A 25229-nucleotide genomic window follows, 5' to 3' on the forward strand; every position below is an offset into this window, starting at 1 on the left:
TTATTCATCAATTAGAGAAAATCAAAAACATATTAAATTCAAGAAAAGAGTTTCAATTTGATAAAAAAGCACATTTTTTAATTGTTAAAATTATCAAAAAATCAAAAGCCTAATCTCTTACAAAACAGCCAATGAGAAAAAATTTATTCTTTTTTCTAGAATTTCTTGTAACATATCAAATACAATCGAGTCTTACTTAGTGACTTCAATTTTTATTGAGGTCAAGAAAAAACAAAAAAAAGAAAAACTAACAAAACAAAATCATCATCAATCAAATCAAAAATAATCATTAAAAAAATCATGAAATTAAAATTCTTTCTGTTTGCATTATTGGGGATAATCGCAACAGCACAGGCCCAGAATACGGGAAGTATTTCTGGAAAAATTACAGAAAAGTCAAACAATGCGCCGATTTCTTACGCTACGGTTTCACTTAAAGAAAATGGAAAAGTAATTACCGGAGTAAATACAGACGATAATGGAGATTTTTCATTTAAAAATGTTGCTTTAAAAAGTTATACGATCGAAATTCAATATATTGGATTTAGAAAATATATTGGTTCTGTCCTTTTAAGCGAAAACAAAAAAACGGCAACTGTAAATGTTTCTCTAGAAGAAGAAGCAACGCAGTTAAAAGGGGTAAACGTTATCGCAGAACGTTCGACAATTGAACAAAAAATTGATAGAAAGGTAGTGAACGTTGGAAAAGATTTAACAACTGCCGGAGCTTCAGCATCGGATATTATGAATAATATTCCTTCTGTGAATGTGGATCAGGACGGAAAACTTTCGCTTCGCGGAAATGACAATGTTCGTGTACTTATTGACGGTCGTCCTTCTAATATTGATCCTGCTCAATTACTGAAACAGATTCCGTCAACTTCTATCAAAAAAATTGAGCTGATTACCAATCCAAGTGCGAAGTATAATCCAGAAGGAATGTCTGGAATTATCAACATTATTTTGCATAAAAATGCAAATACTGGTTTTAACGGAACATATAGCGGTGGTATTACTTTTGGAAAAACGGCAAAATACAATCAGTCTTTAGATTTAAACTATAAAACTGGTAAAGTAAATTTCTTTGGAAACGTAGGACAGAATTTTGGAAAGTACCAAAATGATGGATTTATCCAAAGATTTGATCAAGATATCACTCAAAATATTGATGTTTTGAATGACAACGAATCGTATTTATACAAAATTGGAATGGATTACTTAATTGATGACCATAACACTTTATCTATTTATACGAACCAAAACAGATCTGACGGCGAAGGCTTTGTAGATACTGATATTGATTACAATAATGTAGCAAATTCTGATATTTCTAATATCTTTCAAAAATCTAAATATTGGGGGCCAGATCGAGTTGGAACTTATAATTTGGCATACAAACACATTTTCAAAAAAGAAGGACATACTTTAGATTTTGAAGCCAATTATAGCGACAACAAAGAAACGCAACATGCTTCTTTTGATACTCAAACGACCAATACTGACAACACCTCTTCAGATGTTGCCTACAATGATTTCTTAGAAGGAACTAGAAAATTAAGCACCATAAACGTTGATTATGTTAATCCGTTAAACGAAAAAACGACTCTTGAAGCTGGAGCAGAAGCAAGAATCACGAGAACAGGAAACGACTACACAACTGGAAACCCGTTACTTCCTGTTGCAGATCAAACTTCTCATTATACTTATGACACAGACATTTATTCTGCTTATGTAACTTTTGGGCAAAAATTTAAAAAATTCAGCTATCAATTAGGAGCTCGTTTTGAAAGTTATAAAGCTCAGGCAAACTTAAATTACGGCCAAACTACATTTGACGATGATTACATTACCTTGTATCCATCTGCTTACTTAACGTATAACTTGAATGAAAAAAATACTCTGCAATTCAGCTACAGCCGTCGTGTAGACCGTCCGAGTTTAGAGCAGACAAAACCTATTCGTGAATTTGCCACTCCGTTGGTTACTTCTTTAGGAAATCCAGAATTAAGACCTCAGTTTACAAACTCTGTTGAAGTAAATTATACTAAAACTCTTGAAAAAGGAAGTTTTACAGCTGGTGTTTTTGTGAGAAGCATCAACGATCAAATTAGCAGAATTTTATATCCTGATCCAGCAGATCCTAACAAAGAAAAACAGATTATGACGTTTACAAACTACGATCATAATACTGCTTACGGATTTGAACTTTCATTCAATTATAAAATTACAAAATGGTGGGATATTCAGCCGTCTATTGATTTTTCAAGCATTAATCAGCAAGGTATTGTGTTCTTATATGATCCTGCAACTAATACAAGTAATCCTGTTGATCGTAAAATTACAGTTGCTGCTTTCAACGGACGTATGAACTCTAACTTTAAAGTAAATAAACGTTTAAGTTTCTTAGCTTTCGGATTCTATAGAGGTGCTACAGACGGTCTTCAAAACAATAGCCATGAAATGTATAAAATGGATATTGGTACACGTTATACATTGCTAGACAATAAAATGAATTTAAGTGTTCGTTTTAATGATGTTTTCAATACTATGAAATATGCTTTTGACACGATGTATCCTTATCCGCAAGCGGGTCAGTTTAAGTGGGAAAGCCAAACTGTATATGTTGGTTTAACGTATAACTTTGGAGGTGCAAAAATCAAAAATTTACAGCGTAAACAAAGAGAAGATAACACTAATAAAGGTGGCGGCGGAATGTTTTAATACCGCTTTTATTAGCAGATTTTAATAGTTCTTGTAGAAAAAAAAATCCTGGAGTATGCCAACTCCAGGATTTTTTATTTTTATGTAATTATAAAAAATTACGCAATTCCTTTATTTCTTCTGGATTTGCCGTTTCTGAATCGTCTGTAATTGCAGACGAATGATAAAAAGTCAAATCTAATTTTTCTTGCAGTAATTTGATATTCGAAGATCTCAGCCCTCCGCCCGGCATAATTTCTATTCTGTCGCCAGCCAATTCCTGAATTCTTTCTAAAGCTAAAATTCCTTCTTCAACATTCACTCCTTGGCCAGAAGTTAAAATTGTTTTGAAACCGCAGTCAATAATTGATTCGAGCGATTTTTCAGGATTTTTAACTACATCAAAAGCACGATGAAATGTACATGAAAGCGGATGCGCTAAATGCACTAATTCTTTATTTTGCTTTTTATTTATTTTTCCATTTTCCTTCAGAATTCCGAAAACAAAACCATCTACGCCAAGTTTTTTATATTGCTTAATATCTTGTTTCATTTCTGTAAGCTCTTCATCAGAATAAACAAAATCACCGCCACGAGGTCTGATGATTACATGCATTTTTATATTTAGGCTTTCGCGAACTTTCACCACCAAAATTGAGTTTGGAGTAGTTCCTCCCAATTTCATATTTTCACAAAGTTCAATTCTGTCCGCGCCGTTTGCTTGAGCAATTAATGCCGATTCATAATTAAAACAAGCTATTTCTAATTGATTTTTTTTCATTTTTATTGAAATAAGTTTATTCTCAGAGACCTGACAGGTTTTAGAAACCTGTCAGGTCTACACCGCAATTTATAAAAAAAAACCTGCTCCAAATAAGAAGCAGGTTAAAAAAAATATATAATGTAAGATGATTATTTTACCATTTAATAATAGCACTTGCCCAAGTGAATCCGCTACCGAAAGCTGCTAGAACTACAGTATCTCCAGATTTGATTTTTCCTTGTTCCCAAGCTTCAGTCAAAGCAATCGGAATAGACGCTGCTGTCGTGTTTCCGTATTTCTGAATATTGTTATGAACTTGGTCGTCTGTTAATTTGAATTTATTTTGAATGAATTGCGAAATTCTCAAATTCGCTTGATGCGGAATTAGCATGTCGATATCTGAAACCTGAAGACCATTTGCTTCCAATCCTTCATTGATTACTTCAGCAAAACGAACTACAGCATTTTTAAATACAAATTGTCCATTCATGTAAGGATAATAACTTTCGTCGTTCGGATCATTATCAGCAATAATATCTGTCACCCAGCGCGCTCCCATTCCTGGCGCTTGCAAAGCCAATTCTTCTGCGTGTTCTCCTTCTGAATGCAAATGTGTAGATAAAATTCCTTTCGTCAAATCTTCTTCACGGCTTAAAACTGCAGCTCCTGCTCCATCTCCGAAAATTACAGAAACTCCACGTCCGCGAGTTGTCATGTCCAATCCAGTAGAATGAACTTCAGAACCAATAACTAAAATGTTTTTATACATTCCAGTTTTAATATATTGATCTGCAACAGAAATTGCATAAACAAAACCAGAACATTGGTTTCTAACATCTAATGCTCCAACTGTTCTTAAACCCAAATCTCTTTGAACCAAAACACCTGGTCCTGGAAAATAATAATCTGGACTTAATGTAGCAAAAACTACAAAATCAATATCTTCTTTGGCAACGCCAGAACGCTCGATTGCAATTTTAGCTGCTTTTACTCCCATTGAAGTAGTAGTGTCTTCTCCACGGATAATGTGTCTTCTTTCCTGAATTCCAGTTCTTTCCTGAATCCATTCATCATTGGTATCCATTATCTTAGACAAATCATCGTTAGTCACCACATTTGAAGGCACATAATATCCTAAACCAGCTATTTTTGAATGATACATAATCTATTATTATTTATTAAAAAATTGGATTGCAAATTTACGCATACTTTAAAATATACGTACACAAAATACTATTTTTTTCGTTATTAGCAATTTAATATATTTTAATTCTACGGTGACTTATCATCATTTACTTCTCGAAAAGGCAATTTTAATACGCAAACATTGAAAAAAATTAAAAATCAGGCTCAAGATGTAACAAGACAAAACTATCTTAGACAAACATTTTGAATACCAATTTTACAAACCCATAAAATTCAAACTATGAAATTAAAGGTTACACTGTTTTTATTTTTAAATATAAGCTTTTTCTCTTTCGCACAAGAGAATCTAACTTATCAAAAACCTTCAAAATCTATTTTAGATTTGGCAGATTACCAAAGAGCTCCTTCCGTATCTATGGATACAAAAAAAGAAAATATGCTTTTAATGTACCGCAATACTTATAAAACGTTAGATGACCTAAATCAAGACGAGGTTCGTTTGGCAGGTTTAAGAATTAATCCCGTTACTAATATTTCGAGCACAGTAACTTATCTAACTAACCTTAAACTACGAAAAATAAGCGGTAAAGAAGAAATCCAAATTAAAGGATTGCCTGATAATCCAAAAATAACAAACATTCTTTGGTCGCCAAATGACAAAAAAATCCTTTTCTCGCACACTACCAATTCTGGTGTTGAACTTTGGGTTTTAGATGTGGCTACAGCACAAGCTACAAAACTTACAGAGGCCAGAGTAAATGCCAATCTTGGAAATCCGTTTAGCTGGTTTTTAGATAGCGAAACCATCTTAGTAAAAATGCTTCCTAAAAACAGACAGCCTCTTTTAGATTCTAAAAAAGATCTGCCAACTGGGCCAATTATTTCAAACACTTCGGGAGAAAAATCTCAAAACAGAACGTATCCTGATATGCTTAAAAATAAAAATGACGAAGTTAATTTTGAAAACTGCATCACTTCTGAATTATACAAAGTAAAATTAAACGGCGACGCTTCTTTATATAAAGCAGCTGCGATGTATTTTGGAGAGAAAATCTCGCCAGATGGCAATTACATTATGCTGACTACAATTCAAAAACCGTTTTCTTATGTAGTGCCTTTATATAGATTTCCGTCTAAAACTATTGTTTACGATTTAAGCGGAAGAGAAATTAAAACGGTAAACGATGTTCCTCTAAACGAAATTATGCCAAAAGGTTTTATGGCTGTTCGCAAAGGAAAAAGAGAAATGGCTTGGAGAAATGACAAACCTGCAACATTGTCTTATGTTGTAGCTTTAGATGAAGGAGATCCTGCAAATAAAGTTGATTTTAGAGATGAGATTTTTCTTTGGGATGCACCTTTTGACAAAGAAGCGACATCTTTAGCAAAAACACCACAGCGTTTTAGTGATATTATTTGGGGGAATGACGATTTAGCTATTCTTTCAGAAGAATGGTACGACACTAGAAACACTAAAACATTTTTGATAAATCCTTCAAACCCAAGTCAGCAGCCGAAACTGATTACAGATAGAAATTCGCAAGATGTTTATTCAGACCCTGGAGTTTTTGAAACGAGAAAAAATGCTTACAATAAATATGTTTTAGCAATCGAAAAAAACAATCTTTACAGAATTGGCGAAGGTTATACTAAAACTGGGCAATTCCCTTTTGTGGATGAATTCAATCTGGAAACTTTAAAATCTAAACGCATTTATACGTCTTCTTATAAAGACAAAAAAGAAGATATTTTAGAAATTGAAGATTTTAAAACCGGAAAAGTCTTGGTTCAGATACAATCTAAAACAGAATATCCGAATTACTATTTCAGAAATATCAAAAAACAAAACAGCTTAACACAAGTTACCGATTTCAAAAATCCGTTTGAAAGCATTAAAAATGTAAGCAAAGAAGTTATTAAATATAAACGTAAAGATGGCTTGGAACTTTCAGGAACTTTATATCTTCCTGCTGGTTATGATAAAGCAAAAAAAGAAAAATTGCCGCTATTGATCTGGGCTTATCCTGCAGAATATAAAGACAGAAACAGTGCTTCGCAATCGACGCAAAATTCTAACGAATTTACATTTCCTTATTATGGATCATTTGTGTACTGGGTTACAAAAGGATATGTGGTTTTAGACGACGCAGCATTTCCAATTATTGGAGAAGGAACTACAGAACCAAATGACAACTTTGTTTCGCAATTAGTTGATAATGCAGCAGCGGCGATTGACGCTGTTGATGCTTTAGGTTATATTAATCGCAAAAAAGTGGCTGTTGGAGGACATTCGTATGGAGCATTTATGACGGCTAACTTATTAACGCATTCTAATCTTTTTGCCTGCGGAATTGCAAGAAGTGGCGCTTACAACAGAACTTTAACGCCATTCGGATTTCAATCTGAACAAAGAAATTATTGGGAAGCTCCAGAAGTCTACAATACCATGTCTCCTTTTATGAATGCAGAAAAAATGAAAACTCCAATGTTATTAGTTCACGGAGAAGCAGATAACAATCCTGGAACTTTTACTTTGCAGACAGAACGTTATTTTCAAGCATTGAAAGGTTTGGGAGCGCCAGCAAGAATGGTTATTCTGCCAAAAGAATCGCATAGTTATGTTGCCAAAGAAAACATTCTTCATTTGCTTTGGGAACAAGATCAATTTTTAGAAAAATATCTGAAAAATTAATTTCATTTTATTTTCAAAAGCAAACCCGACAAGTTTCAAAAACCTGTCGGGTTTATTATTTAACGCCAGCAATTATCTTAATTATCTAATTGGCACATTTTCTAATTATAGATAATTCAAAGCCAGAAACACTTCCTGCTCAAGCGGTAAATCTATTTCACTTTCAAAGAAAATTAATTGCCTTTTATAAACAGTTTCAATTAAATAATGGCTTCCTCTAAAATAAGTTCTTCTGATTTTAACCATTAATCGAGACTCTGAAACCATTTTAAACTGATGCGGATAAACCAAAGTTTTATGGGTTTCGTCTTGATAGTCTAATAATAAATGCGTCGGAATTTCATTTACTTCTCCAAACAAAGAAGCAACATATTTTATTTTTGGATCTTCATATATTTTATTCGGATCATCTTTTACTAATACTTCCCCATTTCGCATCACGATTGCCTGATCTGCAAAAGACAAAGCATCTGTACTATCGTGCGTTGCAATAATACACGTAATCCCCTTTTGTTTTAAGTAACGAAACAAATTACGACGAAGCGCATTTTTTCTGAAAGCATCAATCTGACTGAAAGGCTCGTCTAGCAAAATCACTTCTGGTTCTAAAGCTAAAACTCTTACCAAAGCCACTCTCTGCTGCTGTCCTCCACTTAAGAATTTGGTCTTAACATTTGAAAACTGATCCATTTCTACCATTTCTAATAATTCCTGAACACGAAGTTTTTTCATGTTGGCAAAACCATTGGATAGAAACTTACCTACGTTTTCTGCAACCGTTTCATAAGGAGACAAATCAAAATCTTGCGCCAAATATTTCATATAGGGCATTCCTGGAATCAAATTAAACTTTGGCCCCAAAACTGGCTTGTTCTCATAGAAAATCTTTCCCTCGTCCAGATCGTAAAGCCCATATATAAGCTTGAGCAGCGTGCTTTTTCCGCAGCCACTCTCGCCGATAATGGCAATATTCTGGCCTTTTTCAATAGAAAAAGAGATGTTTTTTATAACGGGGCTTTCGGTGTACGAAAAAGATATATTTTGTATGTCGAGCATGAGTTGTAATATGAGACGTCAAATTTACAATGTTTAATTTCTAAAGTCAAAAAAAAGCTGCTTCAATTATGAAACTCTTCCTAAGTAAGTTTATTGTCAGAAAAATAATTTAAAAATTAACATTATAATTTTATTTGTAATCTTTTTTTTACTTTATTTGCCTAGAATTAATAAATTGCATTATGAAAAAATTGCTCCCGTTAATAGTATTGTTTTTTGCATCATATAAAGTTGAAGCAGCGTGGTTTACTTCTATAGAAGATGCACAAAAAGTAGCTTTAAGCACAAACAAACTAATACTTGTAGATTTTACTGCAAAATGGTGCGGCCCTTGCAAGCAAATGGATTTAAGTTCTTGGAATGATGTCCAGATTCAAACCATTCTTGAAAATTTTGTAACCTTAAGATAGATGTCGATGTGCATCGGGACATTGCTTTTAAATACCAGATTAGGCTTCTTCCCAGTATTTTTATTATTGATCCTAACGGAAAAATTATTCATCAATTTACAGGTTATCAAACTGCTTCTGATTTAAAAAGAGAATTAATACAATATAGTTTATCTACAGAATATTTAGCCACAGAATTAATTGGTTTTTACCAAACTCAAAAATACAATACAGCTATTCGGATAGCACAGAAATATTACAATTATTCTCTATTAGTAAATAATAATATTAAAGGAAGAATAGTTCGTGTTGCTAATGAATACTTAAAAGACGCTAAAGATGAATTAAAGAAAAGCGATGAAAACTATTTGCAAAAGAAACAAAAACTTGAGCTTTTAGTCCTGTACGAATTAGCATATCGCTTTGATTTTGAAAAGCTCAACAAAAAAATTTCAGCAATAAAAGCAGAAGAAATTAACGAATTAAATGATTATCAGTATTGGTTTTTAAAGTATTTAGCTACTAAAGGAACCCAAAAAGATATAACCGAAACGGAGCAGTTTTTAAGAGACCACAATTTAGAAAACGTAATTGAAAACAGTAATCAACTATTTAAATTCTATGAAAGATCATTAGCAAAACCTTAAAAAACCAAAATAAACTATATACCATGAAACAAACATCACTCCATTTGGCAATAATATGCTTTGCCATACTTAGTTTTTTACTTTCGAGCTGTTCAGCCGAAGAAAACATTGTTACTAATATTCCTCAAAGCAATTATAATTTAAAGAAAATTTCAAAAGATGAGATTGAATTAAATACTAAAATTGCAAATAAACTTCAAAAAATAAATGAAGCAAAAAATTCATCGACATCAAAAAACATACTTTTAAATGATCTTGGTTTAATTGTTAATACCGATAATGCGATTTATATTGAGAATGGAAACTATCATTCATATACCTTCTCTACTCAACAAAATGAGAATGAAAAAATAAAAAACATCCTTTTTTCTCTAAATGAAAATGGCGGTTATGATTCTTATATAGTTGAATACGATTATAATAAAAAAGAATTAGAAAGTTTCAATGCTAAAAACAAACCGGGTGCGGCTAAAATTGAACCAATCGATCTTAATATAAGTTCTATAACAGGAAAGGGAGCTGCACTATGGATTTGTAAATACGATTATGAACTTGTAGGATCGGGAGATTTAGTAGGAGCCGATAATGTTAAACAATATTGGACTTTAGTTGCAGCATCGTGCTCTGTGGTATATGCAAATGTGATAGAAGAAGATACCAACACAACAAACTATCAAACAGGAACAGGATCTTACACTTCAAATGGTTACATCAACCCCAATTCTGGGGGCACTGGTGGAGGAAGCATTGCCACATCTCCTTTATTTTCTATGTATGATGAACCAGAGATTATCAAAATTGAAGCGGTCAAAAAATACTTGCACATTAATACAATACCTGGTAAAACATTTATCCATAATAATGGGGAAATCGCTTTTGCCCTATACGATTACCTAGTCGCGAATAAATTTTCAGATGATTCTATAGTTTTTGGGAAAGAATTATTTGAAATAATAAAAGCCGACCCTTCACTTGATCTTAATGCTTTCAATTTTACTTTAAAAGCATTGAGCAACAATAAAACTATAGGTGGTTTAGATGATGCCTTTTTACTAGCCATGGATCGATACATGGACGAAGATATGAATGCCATAAATAATACTGATCCTGATTTAATAATATATTTTGGAGCGCACCATATAACCAAAATGTGTCGCTTAAAAAAACTGAATCCTCAATGGAGTTTTTTAAAATGTTATTGGGAAGCCAGTAAAGAAGTAGTACATATTACACTTGATGTTTTTGGTACGGTGCCTGTAGTAGGAGAACTGGCTGATATTACAAATGGTGCATTATATGTTATTGAAGGCGACGGTTTAAATGCCACAATAAGCCTAGCCAGTGCAGTTCCTGTAGCAGGATGGGCAGCAGTTTCTACTAAGTATGCCTTTAAACTTAAAGTTGTTCCTAAGACGGTTTATACAATTTCAAACAAAACAAAATTGGTTTGGAAGGTTTCAGGAAATACTATTACATTTGGATCAAGCAGTCAACTGAGAGTTGTTTTAGGATTAGGCCCTATAGCACTTGATGCTAGACAAGCACATCATATAATACCTTGGGCAAAAGATATTTCTAGCCATCCAGTGGTGCAAAAAGCAGCAAAATCAGGAAGCGCATTTCATATGAATGAAGAACTCAATGGTATAGCAGTCGAGGCATGGAGAAATCAATACAATCATAATAAATATAATAATTTAATTCTTGATAAACTGAACGTCTTTCAAAAAAACAATCCGAATGCGACATTAAATCAATGTTACGATCAACTAACACTCATTTTGAATCAAGCTAAAAAGGCAATAATTGACAATCCAAATTTACACATCAATGATCTAATCTTTTAATTATGAGATATTACAGTATACATTTTACGATCGACAAAAAAATACGTGGTTCAAATGATTATATAAAAAACTATAATTTACTTATCCCTAATAAAAATAAATTATATTTCGAGGAACCAAAATTTATTGGCAATATTAATCATACAAAAATAGATTTCATTCCTTATCTTTTAGAAATAGAGCTTTTTAAAAAATCTAAAGTTCATGATTTGATCCTCGAAGGAGGTCCCGTAGCGAATTATCTCATTGTAAGTGAGAAATTAAAAGAATTGATTGAAAAATACAGAAATCATGGAATGCAGTTTTTTAATATTAGTTTGATCGATGCTTATCAAAAACATAAAAATTATTGGTTGTTAAACATGTATGAATTTAGTCATACTTACATTGATTTTGGAAACAGTTTAATCTATTATGAAAAACAAAATGCAGATTTTAAAATATCATACAAAATAGAAAAGACACTTTTGAAAGTAAAAAACATATCAGAGTTTATGGAATATATCGAAATGGCAAAAATTAAACTCGAAAATATTTACATTGAAAAATTATGTCTTAAATCAGAAATTCCCGATGATTTCTTTGCTTTAAAATATGTTTTTGGAAGTATGTATTATGTTTCTGAAAAGCTAAAAAAAGAAATTGAAGATGCCGGCTGTACAGGTATTGAGTTTCAACCAGCTGAATTATCAAGCATTGAATGGAGCCATGGAGGAGAACGAGAAAAAATTTATGGAAAAGCTTAACAAAATTCTTTGTAGAAAAATATGATAACGGTCTTAGTTCTTCAATTAATTTTTTAATCCTATGAAATATTTTTCAATACAACATTCTCTCAATTCCAAGATTTTAGGCCATTATCCTCAAGTTAAAAGCTACAAATATCATTGCGACATATGGAATGACCCAAAATTTATAGAACAAGTTCAAAATACTCAAGTTGATTTTGAACCAATTACCGCAAATGCAATATTACACACGAAATCAAAAGTAACTGATCTAATAGATGCAGGAGGCGTAGGCTTTACATTAAAACCTCTTGTAAGTCAGAAATTTAAAAACATATTAGAAAATAGTAAAGAAAAAGGGCTTCAATTCTTTAAATCTCCAATAATCTTCAAAGAAAATCTTATCGACGATTATTTCGTTTTAAATATGTATCAAAACGAGAATAATTTAATTGATATAAAAAATAGTAAAATCAGATATGACAAAAAATCAGATGATTACAAATTCACTTTTAAAACCGAAACTGAACATTTATTTTTTGACAATTATGAAATTTTTAGTGAAGCTTTACATAAAGCTCTTGATAATAATGAACTTTTCTACATTGAAAAAATTAAGTTAAAAGAAAATATACAGGAAGATTTTTTTATGCTAAAAAATGTTGAAGGCGGCTTAAAATATGTTGTGTCTGAAAAACTAAAAAAAGAAATAGAAGATGCAGAATGTACAGGCATTGAGTTTCAACCAATAGAACTATCATTATCAGAATGGCTGCATGGAGGAGAACGAGAAAAAATTTATGGCAAGGCTATTTAATTGTTTTTATAAAAATATATTGCTATGAAAAAGAATGATGAAATAAAACAAAATCTTGAAAGATTATTTATCGAAAACTATAAACATGTAAGAGATGAAAGCTTAGAAAACATAATTAAAGATTACATAATTGAAACAGACCTATACTACAAAAGTATGGGAATCACAAATTATCTTCAGGATGAAGAAGTTCTTCTATTAAATAAAGTTTCTAAGAATAAACGATTGCAAAAAGCTTTTGATGAAGTTATAAAAATAGATTTTAACGAAGCGATCATAAAAGATGATTTGATTTCTGGAATCAAAAATGCCATCATTGATTTAAAGCAAAATGCGCAATCCCAACAAGATAAATTTAATATTCAGTTAATTTTTATCATTCATGACCAATTACTTTCTGCTGGTCTGTATTGTTATGGAGAAGGAAGTTTTCCAATCTTAAAAGAGCCTAGTGGTTTCTCTTTTGATTATAAAAAATCAATTTATAATCACATTGACCTTATTAATTATTCGACAATAAGTTCTAAGCTATTCTCTTTCGATCTACTCTTGGAAGAAATGGAAATTGATAATTTTATTATGGAAACAGCATTTTATGAACACCTAACAGAATGTTATAAATATAAAACGTATCAACTTTTAAATAAAGCTTTCGAAAGCATTAACATACAAGAATTTGAAAAACTTTCAATTAAATTTCCGTTACATATCTATGCAAATGAACATGATTGTCCTCCAATAAATATTTATCTATATGAATAATATGATCTTGAACTTCAATTTCTAAAGTCAAAAAAAAAGCTGCTTCAATTATGAAACAGCTTTTTACGATGAACAAAAAAATACGTGGTTCAAATGATTATATAAAAACTATAATTTACTTATCCCTAATAAAAATAAATTGGAAGTATGTATTATATTTCTGAAAAACTAAAAAAAGAAATTGATGATGCAGGCTGTATAGGTATTGAGTTTCAGCCTGCTGAGTTGTCAAGTTTTGAATGGATACACGGAGGAGAAAGAGATAAAATTTATAGGAATAATATGTTTAAGTAACTAGGAAAATGTTCGTACTGGAGTATTTTAAACGAGCAAGTAACATCAATTTGCCCCCTACATTCAACACACTAAACACTTAAAAATCAAACAAATATGAAAAATATATTTTTTTTTGTCATTATATGTTTTATGTGTTCTTGCGACACATACAAAAGAAATAAATTTGAATATCACTTTGGGAAAAAAGATAATGAATGGATTAATATGTACAAGACAGAAGTCTTTTTCTCCTGTATAAATAAAGGGTATAATGAAAAAAGCATCTTTGATTTAATAGAAAAAAAAGATCTTTTTGTTCCTTACGAGCCAATTTACACGGAATACAACAATATAGACACGCTTGCTGATAAAGTAATTAAAAACATAACAAAACCGATTTATCCGCATTGTGATGACTGCACTGAAAAAGAAAAAAATGAAATTTTAAAAAAGAATTATATCTGTGCTACCTGCTTAAATTATTATGCTAGTAAAGAATTAGATTCTATTGCAAAAAAAGCTTATAAAAAATATCTAAAAACAAAATAACATAAATAAAAAGCTGTTTTGATTATAAAACAGCTTTTTAATCAGATTTATATGAAAACTATCTGTTTACTTTTAAGCTCCTTATTATTAATGTCATGCAATGTTACACATAATAAAAAACACACTCAAAATTTTAAAAAAGATTTTAAGTTTGATGCATATTGCAGTTGTCTTCTGGAAGGATACGGCAATAAAAATCTAACTTCACAAATGACACTTATTGATAAATCTTTCTATTCACCTGTAATAAATAGTGTACTTTATGATGAGTTACGAGAAATTGGAATTGAAGAGGCAAAAATTATGAAAAAAGATTCAATTAAGTCAATTACAATTGCCTCAGAAGCATTGACAGGAAAAAAAATACAGCTACACTGTCTAAATTTTTATAATAGTAAAAAATTAGATTCTATCACAAAGGTAAATTATAGAAAATGGAAAAATATAAAAAACATTGATTCAATCATAAATGCAAAAAATCCTGGATTTTAAATTAATTTCGTCCATGAAAAACATAAGCACCTTTCTAATTTTATGTTTCTTTTGCTCATGTAGTAAAAGTATTTATCAAAAATTTAACTACAATTATTCCGTGAATCCTTGGATTGCAGCTTATAAAGACAATGTTTTTTTCTCTTGCTTAAGAGAAAGCTATAAAAATGATAGCATTTTCAAAATAATTGAGCAAAGAGACGCTCTTAATCCTTATGATGGTTTAAGTTTAGATGATTTAAGAAGAGCCAGAGAATTGGGGGTTACATTAAGCACGAATATATCCAAACCTATTTTATGTGAAAACTGCAAAGAAGGAGACAATTACTACATGGCAAATTGTTTACACTATTACATCAGCAAAGAGTTAGATTCAATTGCAAAAAAAGCTTATAGAAATCATTTAAAAATGGAAAAGTCAATCAATAGAAACTAATATTGCATTAATTTCTAGCACTACTTAATTAAACGAAAAACTATTTAAAATGAAAAATCATTTTTTTACTAAAAGACTGACTTTCTAGGTGCTATTTTTAACTAACAACCGAAATTTATTTTTTAAAGCTTACTAAATTTCAGAAACAAACTAAAATGAAAACTAAATTTTATATAGTGGTGTCAGCCGTCTTATTTATAAGTTGTAATTCATATGAAAAAATTGGCGATTTTAAGTACAAAGTAAGTTATGAAAGAATAAATACAGGAGAATTTAATGGTTTAATAAAAAACATAAAAAGCTATTATAGCCCCATAAAGGACACATTTCTTTTTGGGTACACAGTTAAAGCTCAAAAACTTGATTTTGAAACTGAAAAAGATTCCATCTTCACAATTGGGAAATTTAAATATGATATTGCTAATAAAAATATAATCACTACTGAAATATTCCTAAACGGATATGACAATTTTTTACAAACTGATTCGATTATTAGAATATTTACTCAGAAGAAAAATGGAGGTATTGTTTTAAAAGAATTTAAAAAATATAGAAATAGTATCGAAAGTCAATAATTTTACATTTTCGTCCGAACGACTTCCTATTCCTTCAGACTTAAATTCTTTTATAAATATTGAATTAAACGTGGTACTCATAGTAATATTTTATCTATCTCAACAAGAAACTTAAATTAAAAATAATGCGAAAAATAATAATAGCACTTTTTATACTACTGCATAATTTCGTTTCTTCTCAAATTATAAAAGCGGAAGAAACTTATTATTCAGTAACAAATGAAGAGAAAAAATATTCTACATACCATTATGTTCAAAGCGACTATAGCTCAAGACCATTTCAAATTTTTATTACAAACAATCAAAACTTTGAAAGAGTAAAAACTTTAATTTCTAAAATTTTTTCTAAAAAACCTAAGCAAGATTTTACAGACATATATGTTTTAGGAATATACAATTTTGACAAAAATCAAGTGTGTGAAATTGACAGAAAAATTATCGATGCTTATGTCGACAAAATCAATAAATATAGAGCTTTCTATAATTTATCTGTAATTGAAGATCGAGATTTTATAGCTAAAAATATGATTCATTTCGTAAGCAGCGAAGAAGATTTATGTTCATATATGATTTGCGAAACAAAATCAAAAAAATAAAACATAGATTGAATATCAAAAACTTTAAATGGAAATGAAAACGATTTAAATTATAATTCCATGAAATAAGCAATTAAAACTTATCTACGCAAATGAACATGATTGTCCTCAAATAAATATTAATCTATATTAATAATATGATCTTGAACTTCAATTTCTAAAGTCAAAAAAAAGCTGCTTCAATTATGAAACAGCTTTTTTTATATTTTATTTTATCTGAAATTATTTTCCAGCTTCTGCTTTTGCGTCATTTACCATTTTGTCGTTTGCAGTAATTGAGAATTCTACACGACGGTTTTGCGCTCTACCTTCTGGAGTATCATTTGTTGCAATTGGATCTGCAATTCCTAGACCTGAAGTTTTGAAACGGCTAGATTTTAATCCTTTTGAAACTAAATAAGCTTGCACAGAAGCAGCTCTTTGTCCTGAAAGTGTTAAGTTATATTCTGGTTTTCCAGTATTGTCTGTGTAACCAAAAATTTGAATATCTGTATCTCCATACTCATTAAATACAGGAACTAATTTATCTAAATTAGCTTTTGCTTGAGAAGTCAAAGTTGACTTATTAGTATCAAAACGCACTGCATTTTCATTCAATGTCAAGTGAATTCCTTCTCCAACTCTTTCTACAGACGCACCTGGTAAAGCCTGATCAATTTCACGAGCTTGTTTATCCATTTTGTTTCCGATCAAAGCTCCTGTACCACCACCAACAGCAGCTCCAATTGCAGCTCCTAAAGCAGCGTTTCCGCCTCGTCCGATATTGTTTCCTAAAACGGCACCAATAACACCACCTGCAACAGCACCAATTCCGGCTCCTTTTTGCGTATTATTTGCGTTTTTTACTGAATCACAACTAGTAAAAAAACTAGCTATAACCATTAAACTGCTTAAACCTAAAACCGTTATCTTTCTCATTTTTTATCTCTTTAAAATATTAATTAGCTCTTTGAAATTGGTAAACCACATCTTTTACCTGACCTCCAACATTGATATTATCAATTAATTGAAATGAAGATTCTGTAACACTGCCTACTTTAAGCAAATAACCATCTCTTACTTTCTTAGCTTTTTCTCCAGCATCCAAAATTTTAAGTATAAACATCCCTTGATCATTTATACTCCATACAATTGGAGAAGAGAAAGAGGTACAGCTTGGCGATGTCAAAGCCATTGTTCCTTTGTTATTGTTTGAAATAAAGCTCCAAGTACTACCAATAAAGCATTTTGAATCAGCTAAATCAAAAGAATTTACTTTGATATAATCAGAACCTGGGTAAGAAACATTAGTAAGGACCCAGTTTCCTTTAAAAGCTACTTGAGTTTTTCTATCAAGCTTATTTGATAGTGTCGTTGCTTCTGAAGACGAAGCTGCTGTTGACGAAGCTGATTTACACGCAAAAAACATAGCGGCAATCAAGCATATAAAAATACTCTTCTTCATTTTGTACAATTTTTTTAGATTAATACTTGCCTTTTTAACAATTATTGTACCACAAATATACGATTCGTCGGGATATTATCCGTTTTAGAATCTATTTATTTTCTTTCAAAATTAACATTTCCGCCATTTTGTCACCCAAAAAACAATTGGTATTCTATTTGAATAAGTGAAAATCATCAAACTAAATCAAAAATTAAAAAATATGGCAACAGGTAAAATTAATGTTTCAGTAGAAAACATTTTTCCCTTAATTAAAAAGTTCTTATACAGCGACCACGAAATTTTCTTGCGCGAGCTTGTTTCTAATGGTACTGATGCTACTTTAAAATTAAAACATCTTATCAGTATTGGCGAGGCTAAAGTAGAATACGGAAACCCAATTATTGAGGTGAAAGTGGACAAAGAAGGCAAAAAAATCCACATCATCGATCAAGGTTTGGGTATGACTGCTGATGAAGTTGAAAAATACATCAACCAAGTAGCATTTTCTGGTGCTGAGGAATTTTTGGACAAATACAAAGATTCTGCAAAAGATTCTGGTATTATCGGACATTTTGGTCTTGGTTTCTACTCTGCTTTTATGGTAGCTGAGAAAGTTGAAATCATTACAAAATCATACAAAGATGAGCCAGCTGCACATTGGACATGCGACGGAAGTCCAGAATTCACTTTGGAGCCTGCTGACAAAACTTCACGCGGAACTGAAATTATCCTTCACATTGCAGAAGATTCTCTTGAGTTCTTAGACGATTCTAAAATCAGCGGTTTATTGAATAAGTATAACAAGTTTATGCCTATTCCGATTAAATTTGGAACACGAACAGAAACGCTTCCAAAACCAGAAGACGCTCCAGAAGATTACGTTAATGAAACTGTTGAAACTGACAACATCATCAACAACCCTAATCCAGCTTGGACTAAACAGCCTTCTGAATTATCTGATGAAGATTACAAAAACTTCTACAGAGAATTGTATCCAATGCAATTTGAAGAGCCGTTATTCAACATTCATTTAAATGTAGATTATCCGTTTAACTTAACTGGTATTTTGTATTTCCCAAAATTGGGTTCAGACATGCAGATCCAGAAAGATAAAATTCAGTTGTACCAAAACCAAGTTTACGTTACTGATAACGTAGAAGGAATTGTACCTGAATTCTTGACAATGTTAAAAGGTGTAATCGATTCTCCAGATATTCCGTTAAACGTTTCTCGTTCTGGTTTACAGGCAGATGGAGCAGTTAAGAAAATCTCAAACTATATTACTCGTAAAGTAGCAGATAAATTAAAAGCTTTATTTAACGAAAACCGTGCTGATTTTGAAGCAAAATGGAACGATATTAAAATCGTTTTAGAGTACGGAATGCTTTCTGAAGATAAATTCTACGAAAAAGCGGGCGCATTTGTTTTATACCCAACTGTAGATGACAAATACTATACTTTAGAAGAATTAAAAGAAAACTTAAAAGAAAACCAAACTGACAAAGACGGTAAATTAGTTGTTCTTTATGCTGGAAACAAAGACGCACAGCACTCTTATATTGAATCAGCAAAAGAGAAAGGTTACGAAGTATTGCTTTTAGATTCTCCGATTATCTCGCATTTAATTCAGAAAATCGAAAATGATAACAGCGACCTAACTTTTGTACGTGTTGACTCTGATCATATTGACAACTTAATCAAAAAAGAAGAAAATGCTATTTCTAAATTATCTGAAGATGAAAAAGCAGCTTTAAAAACTTCTTTGGAAGCTTATATTCCAAAAGCATACTCTGTTCAATTGGAAGCTATGGATTCTCAGGCTGCTCCATTCATTATTACGCAACCAGAATTTATGCGTAGAATGAAAGAAATGAGCCAGACTGGCGGCGGCGGAATGTTCGGAATGGGCAATATGCCAGAAATGTACAACTTGGTTGTTAATACTAATTCTGATTTGGCTTCAAGCATTTTAAATACTGAAGACAAAACACATCAAGAGCATTTGGTAAAACAAGCTTTAGATTTAGCTAAATTATCTCAAAACCTTTTGAAAGGTGAAGCGCTTACCGCTTTCGTAAAAAGAAGTTTTGAAATGATTAAATAAGCATTCTAAAATAAATTTTTAAAATCCTGCAAATTAAGTTTTGCAGGATTTTTTTTGCCCTATAATTACCCGTTAAAAAAGGGTCATTCTCCCCTTTTCTCAAAAAAATCATTTCTATAATTTTGATTACCAACAAATTAAATAAATCTAAATTCTAGAAATCATGGATAAAAGAAAGTTTACAGAAAATGGAGAAATTCTAGCAATTATAAAGGATTTGAAAACCCAGATTAAAAACAAAAAATTCTCTGATATCATAGACAACAATAATTACCAATATGTTGATCTTGTACAAGAAGGCGGCGGCGTTCTCGGAATTGCGCTTGTTGGCTATGTTTATGTTTTAGAAAAAATGGGAATTCGTTTTTTAAGCCTTGCCGGAACATCAGCAGGAAGTATTAACACCATGCTGATGGCGGCCGCGGGAACTTGCGATATCGAAAAATCGGAATGGATATTAGATTGCCTTTGCAATAAAAATTTATACGATTTTGTGGATGGCGATCACGATGCCCGCGAATTTATTGATGCCTTGCTGAGTGATGCTGGAAATCTGAAATTAATAATGAAAGGCTGTCAGGTAGTTGATAATTTCAAAGACGATTTAGGATTAAATCCTGGAAATAATTTCCATCAATGGATGACCAATCTGCTTTCGCAAAAAGGAATAAAAAATTATGCCGATTTGAAAGCTTTAAGAGAAAAAGGAATTTCAGATAAAAACAAATTATATCGAGTAAATCGCTTAAATCAAGGTGATAAAGAAGAATATACACGAGTAGATCATTGGAGCCAAATGGCCATAATTACCGCAGATATCACTACTGAAAGCAAAATTATTTTCCCACAAATGATTGATTTGTTTTACTCCAATCCAGATGTTCAGAATCCAGCCGATTTTGTTCGCGCTTCGATGTCAATTCCGTTGTTTTTTACACCTTTTAAAATTAAAAATATTCCAACCGGAGTCGATTGTTGGAACAAATGGAATGACGCTACCTGCCTTAGAACATCTGTTCCGTCAGAAGTGATGTTTATGGACGGCGGCATTATCTCCAATTTTCCGATAGACATTTTTCACGAAAACATGAATGTTCCCGCTTCTCCAACTTTCGGAATTAAACTAGGCTACGATAAAAACGAAATCAATAAAAATGAAAAATTTTCCAATTTAATAAGTTCGTTATTTGACACTGCGCGTTATGGCTACGATTCTGAATTTCTCCAAAAAAATCCAGATTTTAAAAATTTAATTGGGTACATCGACACTGGAAGCCACAATTGGCTCAACTTCAATCTGACAGACGATGCTAAAATTGATCTCTTTATAAGAGGCGCCCAAAATGCAGCCGATTTCTTAAATAGATTTAATTGGGAAGAATATAAAAAAATCAGAAAGGCAAAAAGCAATTATTACAAATCGGTTTAAAGTCATTTCTTAACAGTTTACACATAATTTTTACTTCAAAAATTCGTTATAATATCCTGTAAATACCTCTACAGGATTTTTTAATTGTAATTCGTTTTTTTATTACATTTGACTGCCTTATTAATCTAATCCAAAACAAATACCACTATGAAAAAAACAGCCATTTTACTAACAACTATTTGTGCTTCAGCACTTTTATACGTTTCTTGTTCAAGCGACAATAACGAACCGACAGTTACAACAGACCTAACAACTATTGGAGCTTCAGTTGCGGTTGACACTTCTAACGAAATGGATCTTAACACCAGTCTTTTAATTAGCACAGCTACCTCAACTACTGGTAAAACTACAGAAACAGCACCACTACCTGGGATTTGCGCAACAATTACAATTACTACTCCAAACGGAGGAGAATATCCAAAAGTCTTTCTAGCAGATTTTGGAACAGCAGGATGCAAAGACGCAAACAACCTTACAAGAAAAGGACAATTGAAAGTAACGCTTTCTGGAGCAATTACTGCAACAGGAAGCAAAATGACAATTGAAAGAATTAACTACTCTATCAACGGAATCAAATTAGAAGGAACTATCGAATACACCAATACGACAACTACCCCTACTGTACCGCAATGGACTAGAAAAGTGACCAACGGTAAATTAACCGATTTACAAGGAGGCGTTTATACTAATTCTGGAACGTATACTACTAAACAAACTGCAGGTGTAGATACTCCTTTTATTTTATCTGATAATGTTTATGAAATAACAGAAGGTACGCATACGGTAACAGCAACAGCTGGCGGAACACTTACTTTGACAGTAAAAGAGCCGTTAATTAAAAAATATTCTTGCCTTTTTATTTCTAAAGGACAATTAAAAGTTCAAGGCGGTATTTTAAACGGCGTAATAGATTACGGAAATAATGACTGCGATGCACTTTACACTTATACCCACGAAAATGGCACTTCATTCAATTTGACAATGTAAGACCTTTTCCTGCAATGATTTCAAATCCCAATTTAGAAATAGATTGGGATTTATTTTTTTATAAAAATAAAACATCCACCTCTTTACATTTAAACTATTTTCTTTATTTTGCACCAAAATCTCAAAAACCAATGAAAAAAACATTAATTGCTTTTGTTACTCTTGCAGTCTTAGCATCTTGCAGCAAAAAAGAAACTGCTGCTGATAATTTACACATTACAGGAAACATTAAAGGTTTAAAAACCGGAACATTATATATCCAACGTTTTGTTGATACTTCTCTTGTTGCTATTGACAGCATTAAAATTGACGGAAATGCAGCTTTTGAAAGAGACATCAAATTAGAATCTCCAGAAATGCTTTACTTATTTCTAGACCGAGGCGTAAGTAATTCTTTAGACAATAACATTTTGTTTTTTGCTGAACCAGGAAACATCAATATCGAAACCAACTTAGACAACTTCATTTCAAGCGCGAAGATTACAGGTTCAAAAAATCAAGAATTATACGAGCAGTATCAAAAAGTAAATTCTCGTTTTATTGACGAAAACCTGTCAATGGTTGAAGCAAGATTTAAAGCTTTAAAAAGACAAGATCAAAAAGCGATTGACAGCATTGAAGCCAAACAGCAATCAAACATCAAAAGAAAATATTTATACGCTACAAACTTTGCTATAAACAATAAAGATCATGAAGTAGCACCTTATATTGCTTTAGCTGAGATTTACGATATCAATATCAAATTTTTGGATACAATTCAAAAATCGATGACCCCAAAAGTAGCAAAATCGCTTTACGGAAAGAAACTAACAAAATATGTTGCAGAAATTAAGAAAGAAGAACAAAAGGCTCCTGTAGCTAAAACTGAAACTGAAGCCGCAACAACTGAAACAGAAAAATAATTTACTTCATTATAGCAAAAAATGCCCTGAATTTTTCAGGGCATTTTTTTTATCGAAGAAACTAACAAAATATGCTACCTAAATTAGCAAAGAAAAGCGACAAAATAAACATAAAACAATAAAAATCAACAAGTTAAATTTTAAAATTTACACTTTTTGACCTTTTGATCAATCCTGTTTTTTAAAAGAACAGGATTTTTTTTATGTCTTTTTTTCAGCATTATTTTTAATTATCATAAATAACTGATAATTAAATAATTAACTGTTAAATTGTCAGAATTTACATAAATACAATTCCAATTTGTAATACCTTAGCTTCAAATTTCAAAAACTATATTTATGGAAAATTTAACCAGCAACATCAGTCGACCTAAGTATGATTACATTGATTCGTCAGTTTTTCACAAATTAGAATCTTATAATCCAAAACATTCTCAAGCAGAAAAAATTCCCGACCAAGATCCCTACACTCAAAGTGGACAAAAATTACGTCTGAATTTTATTCGCAGCCAATTAAATTTAGACTTAGATTTTCTCTCTGGCGAAAAAGTTTTTACTAATAACGAAAGCTTAAAAGGCAATATCGAAAATTACATCGGCATGAGCCAGATTCCTACTGGAATTATTGGCCCACTTGTAATAAACGGAAGCGTTGCCCAAGGCCCTTTTTACGTTCCTCTCGCCACAACCGAAGGCGCATTACTTGCATCTTACAACAGAGGCGCAAAAGCCTGTAGGGAATCTGGACCAATAACAGTTGTTACGCTTCAAGAAGGTGTGCAAAGAACTCCTACTTTCAAGTTTAAAACTGTAATTGAATTGGGCAAATTTGTTTCTTGGGTATTAGACCATACCGAAACATTTTCAGCATTAACAAGAGAAACTAGCAATTATGCCATTTTAAATGACGTAGGCATCAATATCGAAGGAAATATTCTGATTTTAAAATTTGAATTTACTTCTGGGGATGCTTCTGGCCAAAATATGGTAACAATCTGCTCAGATAGAATATGCAAGTATATTCTCGAACACTGTCCAATAAAACCTGTATTCTGGACTATTGAAGGCAATTTTTCTGGAGATAAAAAAATCAGTCCGTTAAACACTCGAGTTCGCGGAAGAAAAGTTACTGCCGAAATAGTAATAAAAAATGAGGTCGTTAAATCGGTTTTAAAGACAACTCCGGCCTTATTATACGAACAATGGAAAATATGCGTTTCTGGAGCCAAAAAAGCGGGCGTAGTCGGCGGCGGCATGCATCCTTCTAATGGACTTGCAGCTTTATTTATTGCCTGCGGACAAGATGTTGCCTGTACAGGTGAAGCTTCTGTCGCAGTTACCAGAATGGAAATCACCGAAAACAATGATATTTATTTTGCTATCACCATGTCTAACATGATTGTTGGAACAGTTGGCGGCGGAACATCGTTTCCTACTCAAAGAGAGTGCCTCGAACTTTTAGGGTGTTACGGCGCTGGAAAAAGTGGCAAACTTGCCGAAATTGCAATTGCATTATGTTTAACTGGCGAACTTTCTATTTTTGCAGCAATGTCTTCGGGACAATTTACTGCAGCACATCAGAAATTGGGGAGATAAATATTTAAAATTCCAATTTTTAAATTGCTTCGCCTGTTCGCTGTCGCTCGAGTCCAAATTCCAATCTTAAATACACAAATTTAAAACCCCAAATTCCAAATTCAAATCTTAAATACATTAAATTCCAAAGCTCAAAAATTCCAAATTCCAATTTACGACATGAATTGGGGTTTGGAATTTTTATTTTTTTATCCCACTTGACCTTCCCAAAAGTTTATGGCTTTGACAAAGATTGGAATTTGGGATTTGGGATTTGGGATTTGGGATTTGGGATTTGGGATTTGGGATTTGGGATTTGGGATTTGGGATTTGGG

General features: G+C 31.8%; 24 protein-coding genes. 19 read left to right on the forward strand and 5 right to left on the reverse strand.

All coding sequences use genetic code 11. The features are described 5' to 3' along the window. Positions 1-300 precede the first annotated feature (300 nt). Positions 301-2721: a TonB-dependent receptor domain-containing protein gene (locus Q9Q97_RS17130; RefSeq protein WP_306159308.1), complete on the forward strand. Its 2421-nt coding sequence runs from the start codon at positions 301-303 to the stop codon at positions 2719-2721. 88 nt (positions 2722-2809) lie between these two features. Here Q9Q97_RS17130 and Q9Q97_RS17135 read toward each other — a convergent pair whose 3' ends face one another. Together Q9Q97_RS17135 and Q9Q97_RS17140 are read right to left on the reverse strand one after the other, a co-directional pair. Then, entirely contained in the window at positions 2810-3481 is a 672-nt protein-coding gene (locus Q9Q97_RS17135; protein ID WP_306159310.1) for a copper homeostasis protein CutC, read from the reverse strand. Positions 3482-3617: 136 nt separating this feature from the next. Further along, positions 3618-4625 carry a 3-oxoacyl-ACP synthase III family protein gene (locus Q9Q97_RS17140; RefSeq protein WP_095929390.1) on the reverse strand — a complete coding sequence of 336 codons (1008 nt, stop codon included), beginning with the start codon at positions 4623-4625 and terminating at the stop codon, positions 3618-3620. Between the two features lie 264 nt (positions 4626-4889). Here Q9Q97_RS17140 and Q9Q97_RS17145 point away from each other — a divergent pair, with 264 nt between their 5' ends. Beyond that, complete coding sequence (locus tag Q9Q97_RS17145; RefSeq protein WP_306159312.1) at positions 4890-7301, forward strand: S9 family peptidase; 2412 nt, start codon at positions 4890-4892, stop codon at positions 7299-7301. Between the two features lie 105 nt (positions 7302-7406). Here Q9Q97_RS17145 and Q9Q97_RS17150 read toward each other — a convergent pair whose 3' ends face one another. Further along, a complete protein-coding gene (locus tag Q9Q97_RS17150; protein WP_306159314.1) occupies positions 7407-8357 on the reverse strand; it encodes an ABC transporter ATP-binding protein in 951 nt (316 codons plus the stop codon). 182 nt (positions 8358-8539) lie between these two features. Between Q9Q97_RS17150 and Q9Q97_RS17155 the strand changes: the two genes are divergently transcribed. The 12 genes from Q9Q97_RS17155 (at position 8540) to Q9Q97_RS17210 (ending at position 16471) form a co-directional block, all read left to right on the forward strand. Beyond that, positions 8540-8767, forward strand: coding sequence for a thioredoxin family protein (locus Q9Q97_RS17155; RefSeq protein WP_306159316.1), 228 nt, complete (start codon positions 8540-8542; stop codon positions 8765-8767). An 8-nt stretch (positions 8768-8775) separates the two neighbouring features. Continuing rightward, positions 8776-9393, forward strand: a complete 618-nt coding sequence (locus Q9Q97_RS17160) for a hypothetical protein (protein ID WP_306159318.1) — start codon at positions 8776-8778, stop codon at positions 9391-9393. A gap of 23 nt (positions 9394-9416) precedes the next feature. Continuing rightward, entirely contained in the window at positions 9417-11240 is a 1824-nt protein-coding gene (locus Q9Q97_RS17165; protein WP_306159320.1) for a hypothetical protein, read from the forward strand. Positions 11241-11242: 2 nt separating this feature from the next. After that, positions 11243-11986 (forward strand): imm11 family protein, encoded by a 744-nt coding sequence (locus Q9Q97_RS17170; RefSeq protein WP_306159322.1) that lies wholly within the window; start codon positions 11243-11245, stop codon positions 11984-11986. Between the two features lie 61 nt (positions 11987-12047). Continuing rightward, entirely contained in the window at positions 12048-12785 is a 738-nt protein-coding gene (locus Q9Q97_RS17175) for an imm11 family protein (RefSeq protein WP_306159324.1), read from the forward strand. Between the two features lie 24 nt (positions 12786-12809). Next, a complete protein-coding gene (locus tag Q9Q97_RS17180) occupies positions 12810-13547 on the forward strand; it encodes a hypothetical protein (protein WP_306159326.1) in 738 nt (245 codons plus the stop codon). A 147-nt stretch (positions 13548-13694) separates the two neighbouring features. Beyond that, the gene (locus Q9Q97_RS17185; RefSeq protein WP_306159328.1) at positions 13695-13841 is read left to right on the forward strand and encodes a hypothetical protein; all 147 of its coding nucleotides are present in this window, start codon (positions 13695-13697) and stop codon (positions 13839-13841) included. A gap of 96 nt (positions 13842-13937) precedes the next feature. Beyond that, positions 13938-14372 (forward strand): hypothetical protein, encoded by a 435-nt coding sequence (locus Q9Q97_RS17190; RefSeq protein WP_306159330.1) that lies wholly within the window; start codon positions 13938-13940, stop codon positions 14370-14372. Between the two features lie 51 nt (positions 14373-14423). Then, positions 14424-14864 (forward strand): hypothetical protein, encoded by a 441-nt coding sequence (locus Q9Q97_RS17195; protein ID WP_306159332.1) that lies wholly within the window; start codon positions 14424-14426, stop codon positions 14862-14864. Positions 14865-14877: 13 nt separating this feature from the next. After that, complete coding sequence (locus tag Q9Q97_RS17200; protein ID WP_306159334.1) at positions 14878-15300, forward strand: hypothetical protein; 423 nt, start codon at positions 14878-14880, stop codon at positions 15298-15300. Between the two features lie 155 nt (positions 15301-15455). Next, positions 15456-15875 carry a hypothetical protein gene (locus tag Q9Q97_RS17205; protein ID WP_306159336.1) on the forward strand — a complete coding sequence of 140 codons (420 nt, stop codon included), beginning with the start codon at positions 15456-15458 and terminating at the stop codon, positions 15873-15875. Between the two features lie 125 nt (positions 15876-16000). Beyond that, positions 16001-16471 carry a hypothetical protein gene (locus Q9Q97_RS17210; protein WP_306159338.1) on the forward strand — a complete coding sequence of 157 codons (471 nt, stop codon included), beginning with the start codon at positions 16001-16003 and terminating at the stop codon, positions 16469-16471. A 222-nt stretch (positions 16472-16693) separates the two neighbouring features. Here the strand turns inward: Q9Q97_RS17210 and Q9Q97_RS17215 are convergent, their stop codons facing one another. Then, complete coding sequence (locus tag Q9Q97_RS17215) at positions 16694-17389, reverse strand: OmpA family protein (protein WP_306159340.1); 696 nt, start codon at positions 17387-17389, stop codon at positions 16694-16696. Between the two features lie 19 nt (positions 17390-17408). Next, complete coding sequence (locus tag Q9Q97_RS17220) at positions 17409-17915, reverse strand: lipocalin family protein (protein WP_306159342.1); 507 nt, start codon at positions 17913-17915, stop codon at positions 17409-17411. 202 nt (positions 17916-18117) lie between these two features. Here Q9Q97_RS17220 and htpG point away from each other — a divergent pair, with 202 nt between their 5' ends. The 5 genes from htpG (at position 18118) to Q9Q97_RS17245 (ending at position 24915) form a co-directional block, all read left to right on the forward strand. After that, positions 18118-20001, forward strand: coding sequence for a molecular chaperone HtpG (gene htpG / locus Q9Q97_RS17225; protein WP_306159344.1), 1884 nt, complete (start codon positions 18118-18120; stop codon positions 19999-20001). 163 nt (positions 20002-20164) lie between these two features. Next, positions 20165-21430, forward strand: coding sequence for a patatin-like phospholipase family protein (locus tag Q9Q97_RS17230; protein WP_306159346.1), 1266 nt, complete (start codon positions 20165-20167; stop codon positions 21428-21430). Positions 21431-21577: 147 nt separating this feature from the next. Continuing rightward, positions 21578-22417, forward strand: a complete 840-nt coding sequence (locus Q9Q97_RS17235) for a hypothetical protein (protein ID WP_306159348.1) — start codon at positions 21578-21580, stop codon at positions 22415-22417. Positions 22418-22548: 131 nt separating this feature from the next. Then, positions 22549-23319, forward strand: a complete 771-nt coding sequence (locus Q9Q97_RS17240; protein WP_306159350.1) for a DUF4369 domain-containing protein — start codon at positions 22549-22551, stop codon at positions 23317-23319. 339 nt (positions 23320-23658) lie between these two features. Next, positions 23659-24915 (forward strand): hydroxymethylglutaryl-CoA reductase, encoded by a 1257-nt coding sequence (locus Q9Q97_RS17245; RefSeq protein ID WP_306159352.1) that lies wholly within the window; start codon positions 23659-23661, stop codon positions 24913-24915. Positions 24916-25229: the final 314 nt, after the last annotated feature.

Source organism: Flavobacterium sp. DG2-3 (genome assembly GCF_030730925.1).
GTDB lineage: Bacteria > Bacteroidota > Bacteroidia > Flavobacteriales > Flavobacteriaceae > Flavobacterium.

Coding starts and splice junctions, on each gene's coding strand:
- Q9Q97_RS17200 (WP_306159334.1), top strand. CDS start 14,878: ATGAAAAACATAAGCACCTTTCTAATTTTATGTTTCTTTTGCTCATGT.
- Q9Q97_RS17180 (WP_306159326.1), top strand. CDS start 12,810: ATGAAAAAGAATGATGAAATAAAACAAAATCTTGAAAGATTATTTATC.
- Q9Q97_RS17220 (WP_306159342.1), bottom strand. CDS start 17,915: ATGAAGAAGAGTATTTTTATATGCTTGATTGCCGCTATGTTTTTTGCG.
- Q9Q97_RS17190 (WP_306159330.1), top strand. CDS start 13,938: ATGAAAAATATATTTTTTTTTGTCATTATATGTTTTATGTGTTCTTGC.
- Q9Q97_RS17245 (WP_306159352.1), top strand. CDS start 23,659: ATGGAAAATTTAACCAGCAACATCAGTCGACCTAAGTATGATTACATT.
- Q9Q97_RS17155 (WP_306159316.1), top strand. CDS start 8,540: ATGAAAAAATTGCTCCCGTTAATAGTATTGTTTTTTGCATCATATAAA.
- Q9Q97_RS17135 (WP_306159310.1), bottom strand. CDS start 3,481: ATGAAAAAAAATCAATTAGAAATAGCTTGTTTTAATTATGAATCGGCA.
- Q9Q97_RS17230 (WP_306159346.1), top strand. CDS start 20,165: ATGGATAAAAGAAAGTTTACAGAAAATGGAGAAATTCTAGCAATTATA.
- Q9Q97_RS17215 (WP_306159340.1), bottom strand. CDS start 17,389: ATGAGAAAGATAACGGTTTTAGGTTTAAGCAGTTTAATGGTTATAGCT.
- Q9Q97_RS17165 (WP_306159320.1), top strand. CDS start 9,417: ATGAAACAAACATCACTCCATTTGGCAATAATATGCTTTGCCATACTT.
- htpG (WP_306159344.1), top strand. CDS start 18,118: ATGGCAACAGGTAAAATTAATGTTTCAGTAGAAAACATTTTTCCCTTA.
- Q9Q97_RS17140 (WP_095929390.1), bottom strand. CDS start 4,625: ATGTATCATTCAAAAATAGCTGGTTTAGGATATTATGTGCCTTCAAAT.
- Q9Q97_RS17150 (WP_306159314.1), bottom strand. CDS start 8,357: ATGCTCGACATACAAAATATATCTTTTTCGTACACCGAAAGCCCCGTT.
- Q9Q97_RS17240 (WP_306159350.1), top strand. CDS start 22,549: ATGAAAAAAACATTAATTGCTTTTGTTACTCTTGCAGTCTTAGCATCT.
- Q9Q97_RS17170 (WP_306159322.1), top strand. CDS start 11,243: ATGAGATATTACAGTATACATTTTACGATCGACAAAAAAATACGTGGT.
- Q9Q97_RS17235 (WP_306159348.1), top strand. CDS start 21,578: ATGAAAAAAACAGCCATTTTACTAACAACTATTTGTGCTTCAGCACTT.
- Q9Q97_RS17175 (WP_306159324.1), top strand. CDS start 12,048: ATGAAATATTTTTCAATACAACATTCTCTCAATTCCAAGATTTTAGGC.
- Q9Q97_RS17130 (WP_306159308.1), top strand. CDS start 301: ATGAAATTAAAATTCTTTCTGTTTGCATTATTGGGGATAATCGCAACA.
- Q9Q97_RS17195 (WP_306159332.1), top strand. CDS start 14,424: ATGAAAACTATCTGTTTACTTTTAAGCTCCTTATTATTAATGTCATGC.
- Q9Q97_RS17205 (WP_306159336.1), top strand. CDS start 15,456: ATGAAAACTAAATTTTATATAGTGGTGTCAGCCGTCTTATTTATAAGT.
- Q9Q97_RS17185 (WP_306159328.1), top strand. CDS start 13,695: ATGTATTATATTTCTGAAAAACTAAAAAAAGAAATTGATGATGCAGGC.
- Q9Q97_RS17145 (WP_306159312.1), top strand. CDS start 4,890: ATGAAATTAAAGGTTACACTGTTTTTATTTTTAAATATAAGCTTTTTC.
- Q9Q97_RS17210 (WP_306159338.1), top strand. CDS start 16,001: ATGCGAAAAATAATAATAGCACTTTTTATACTACTGCATAATTTCGTT.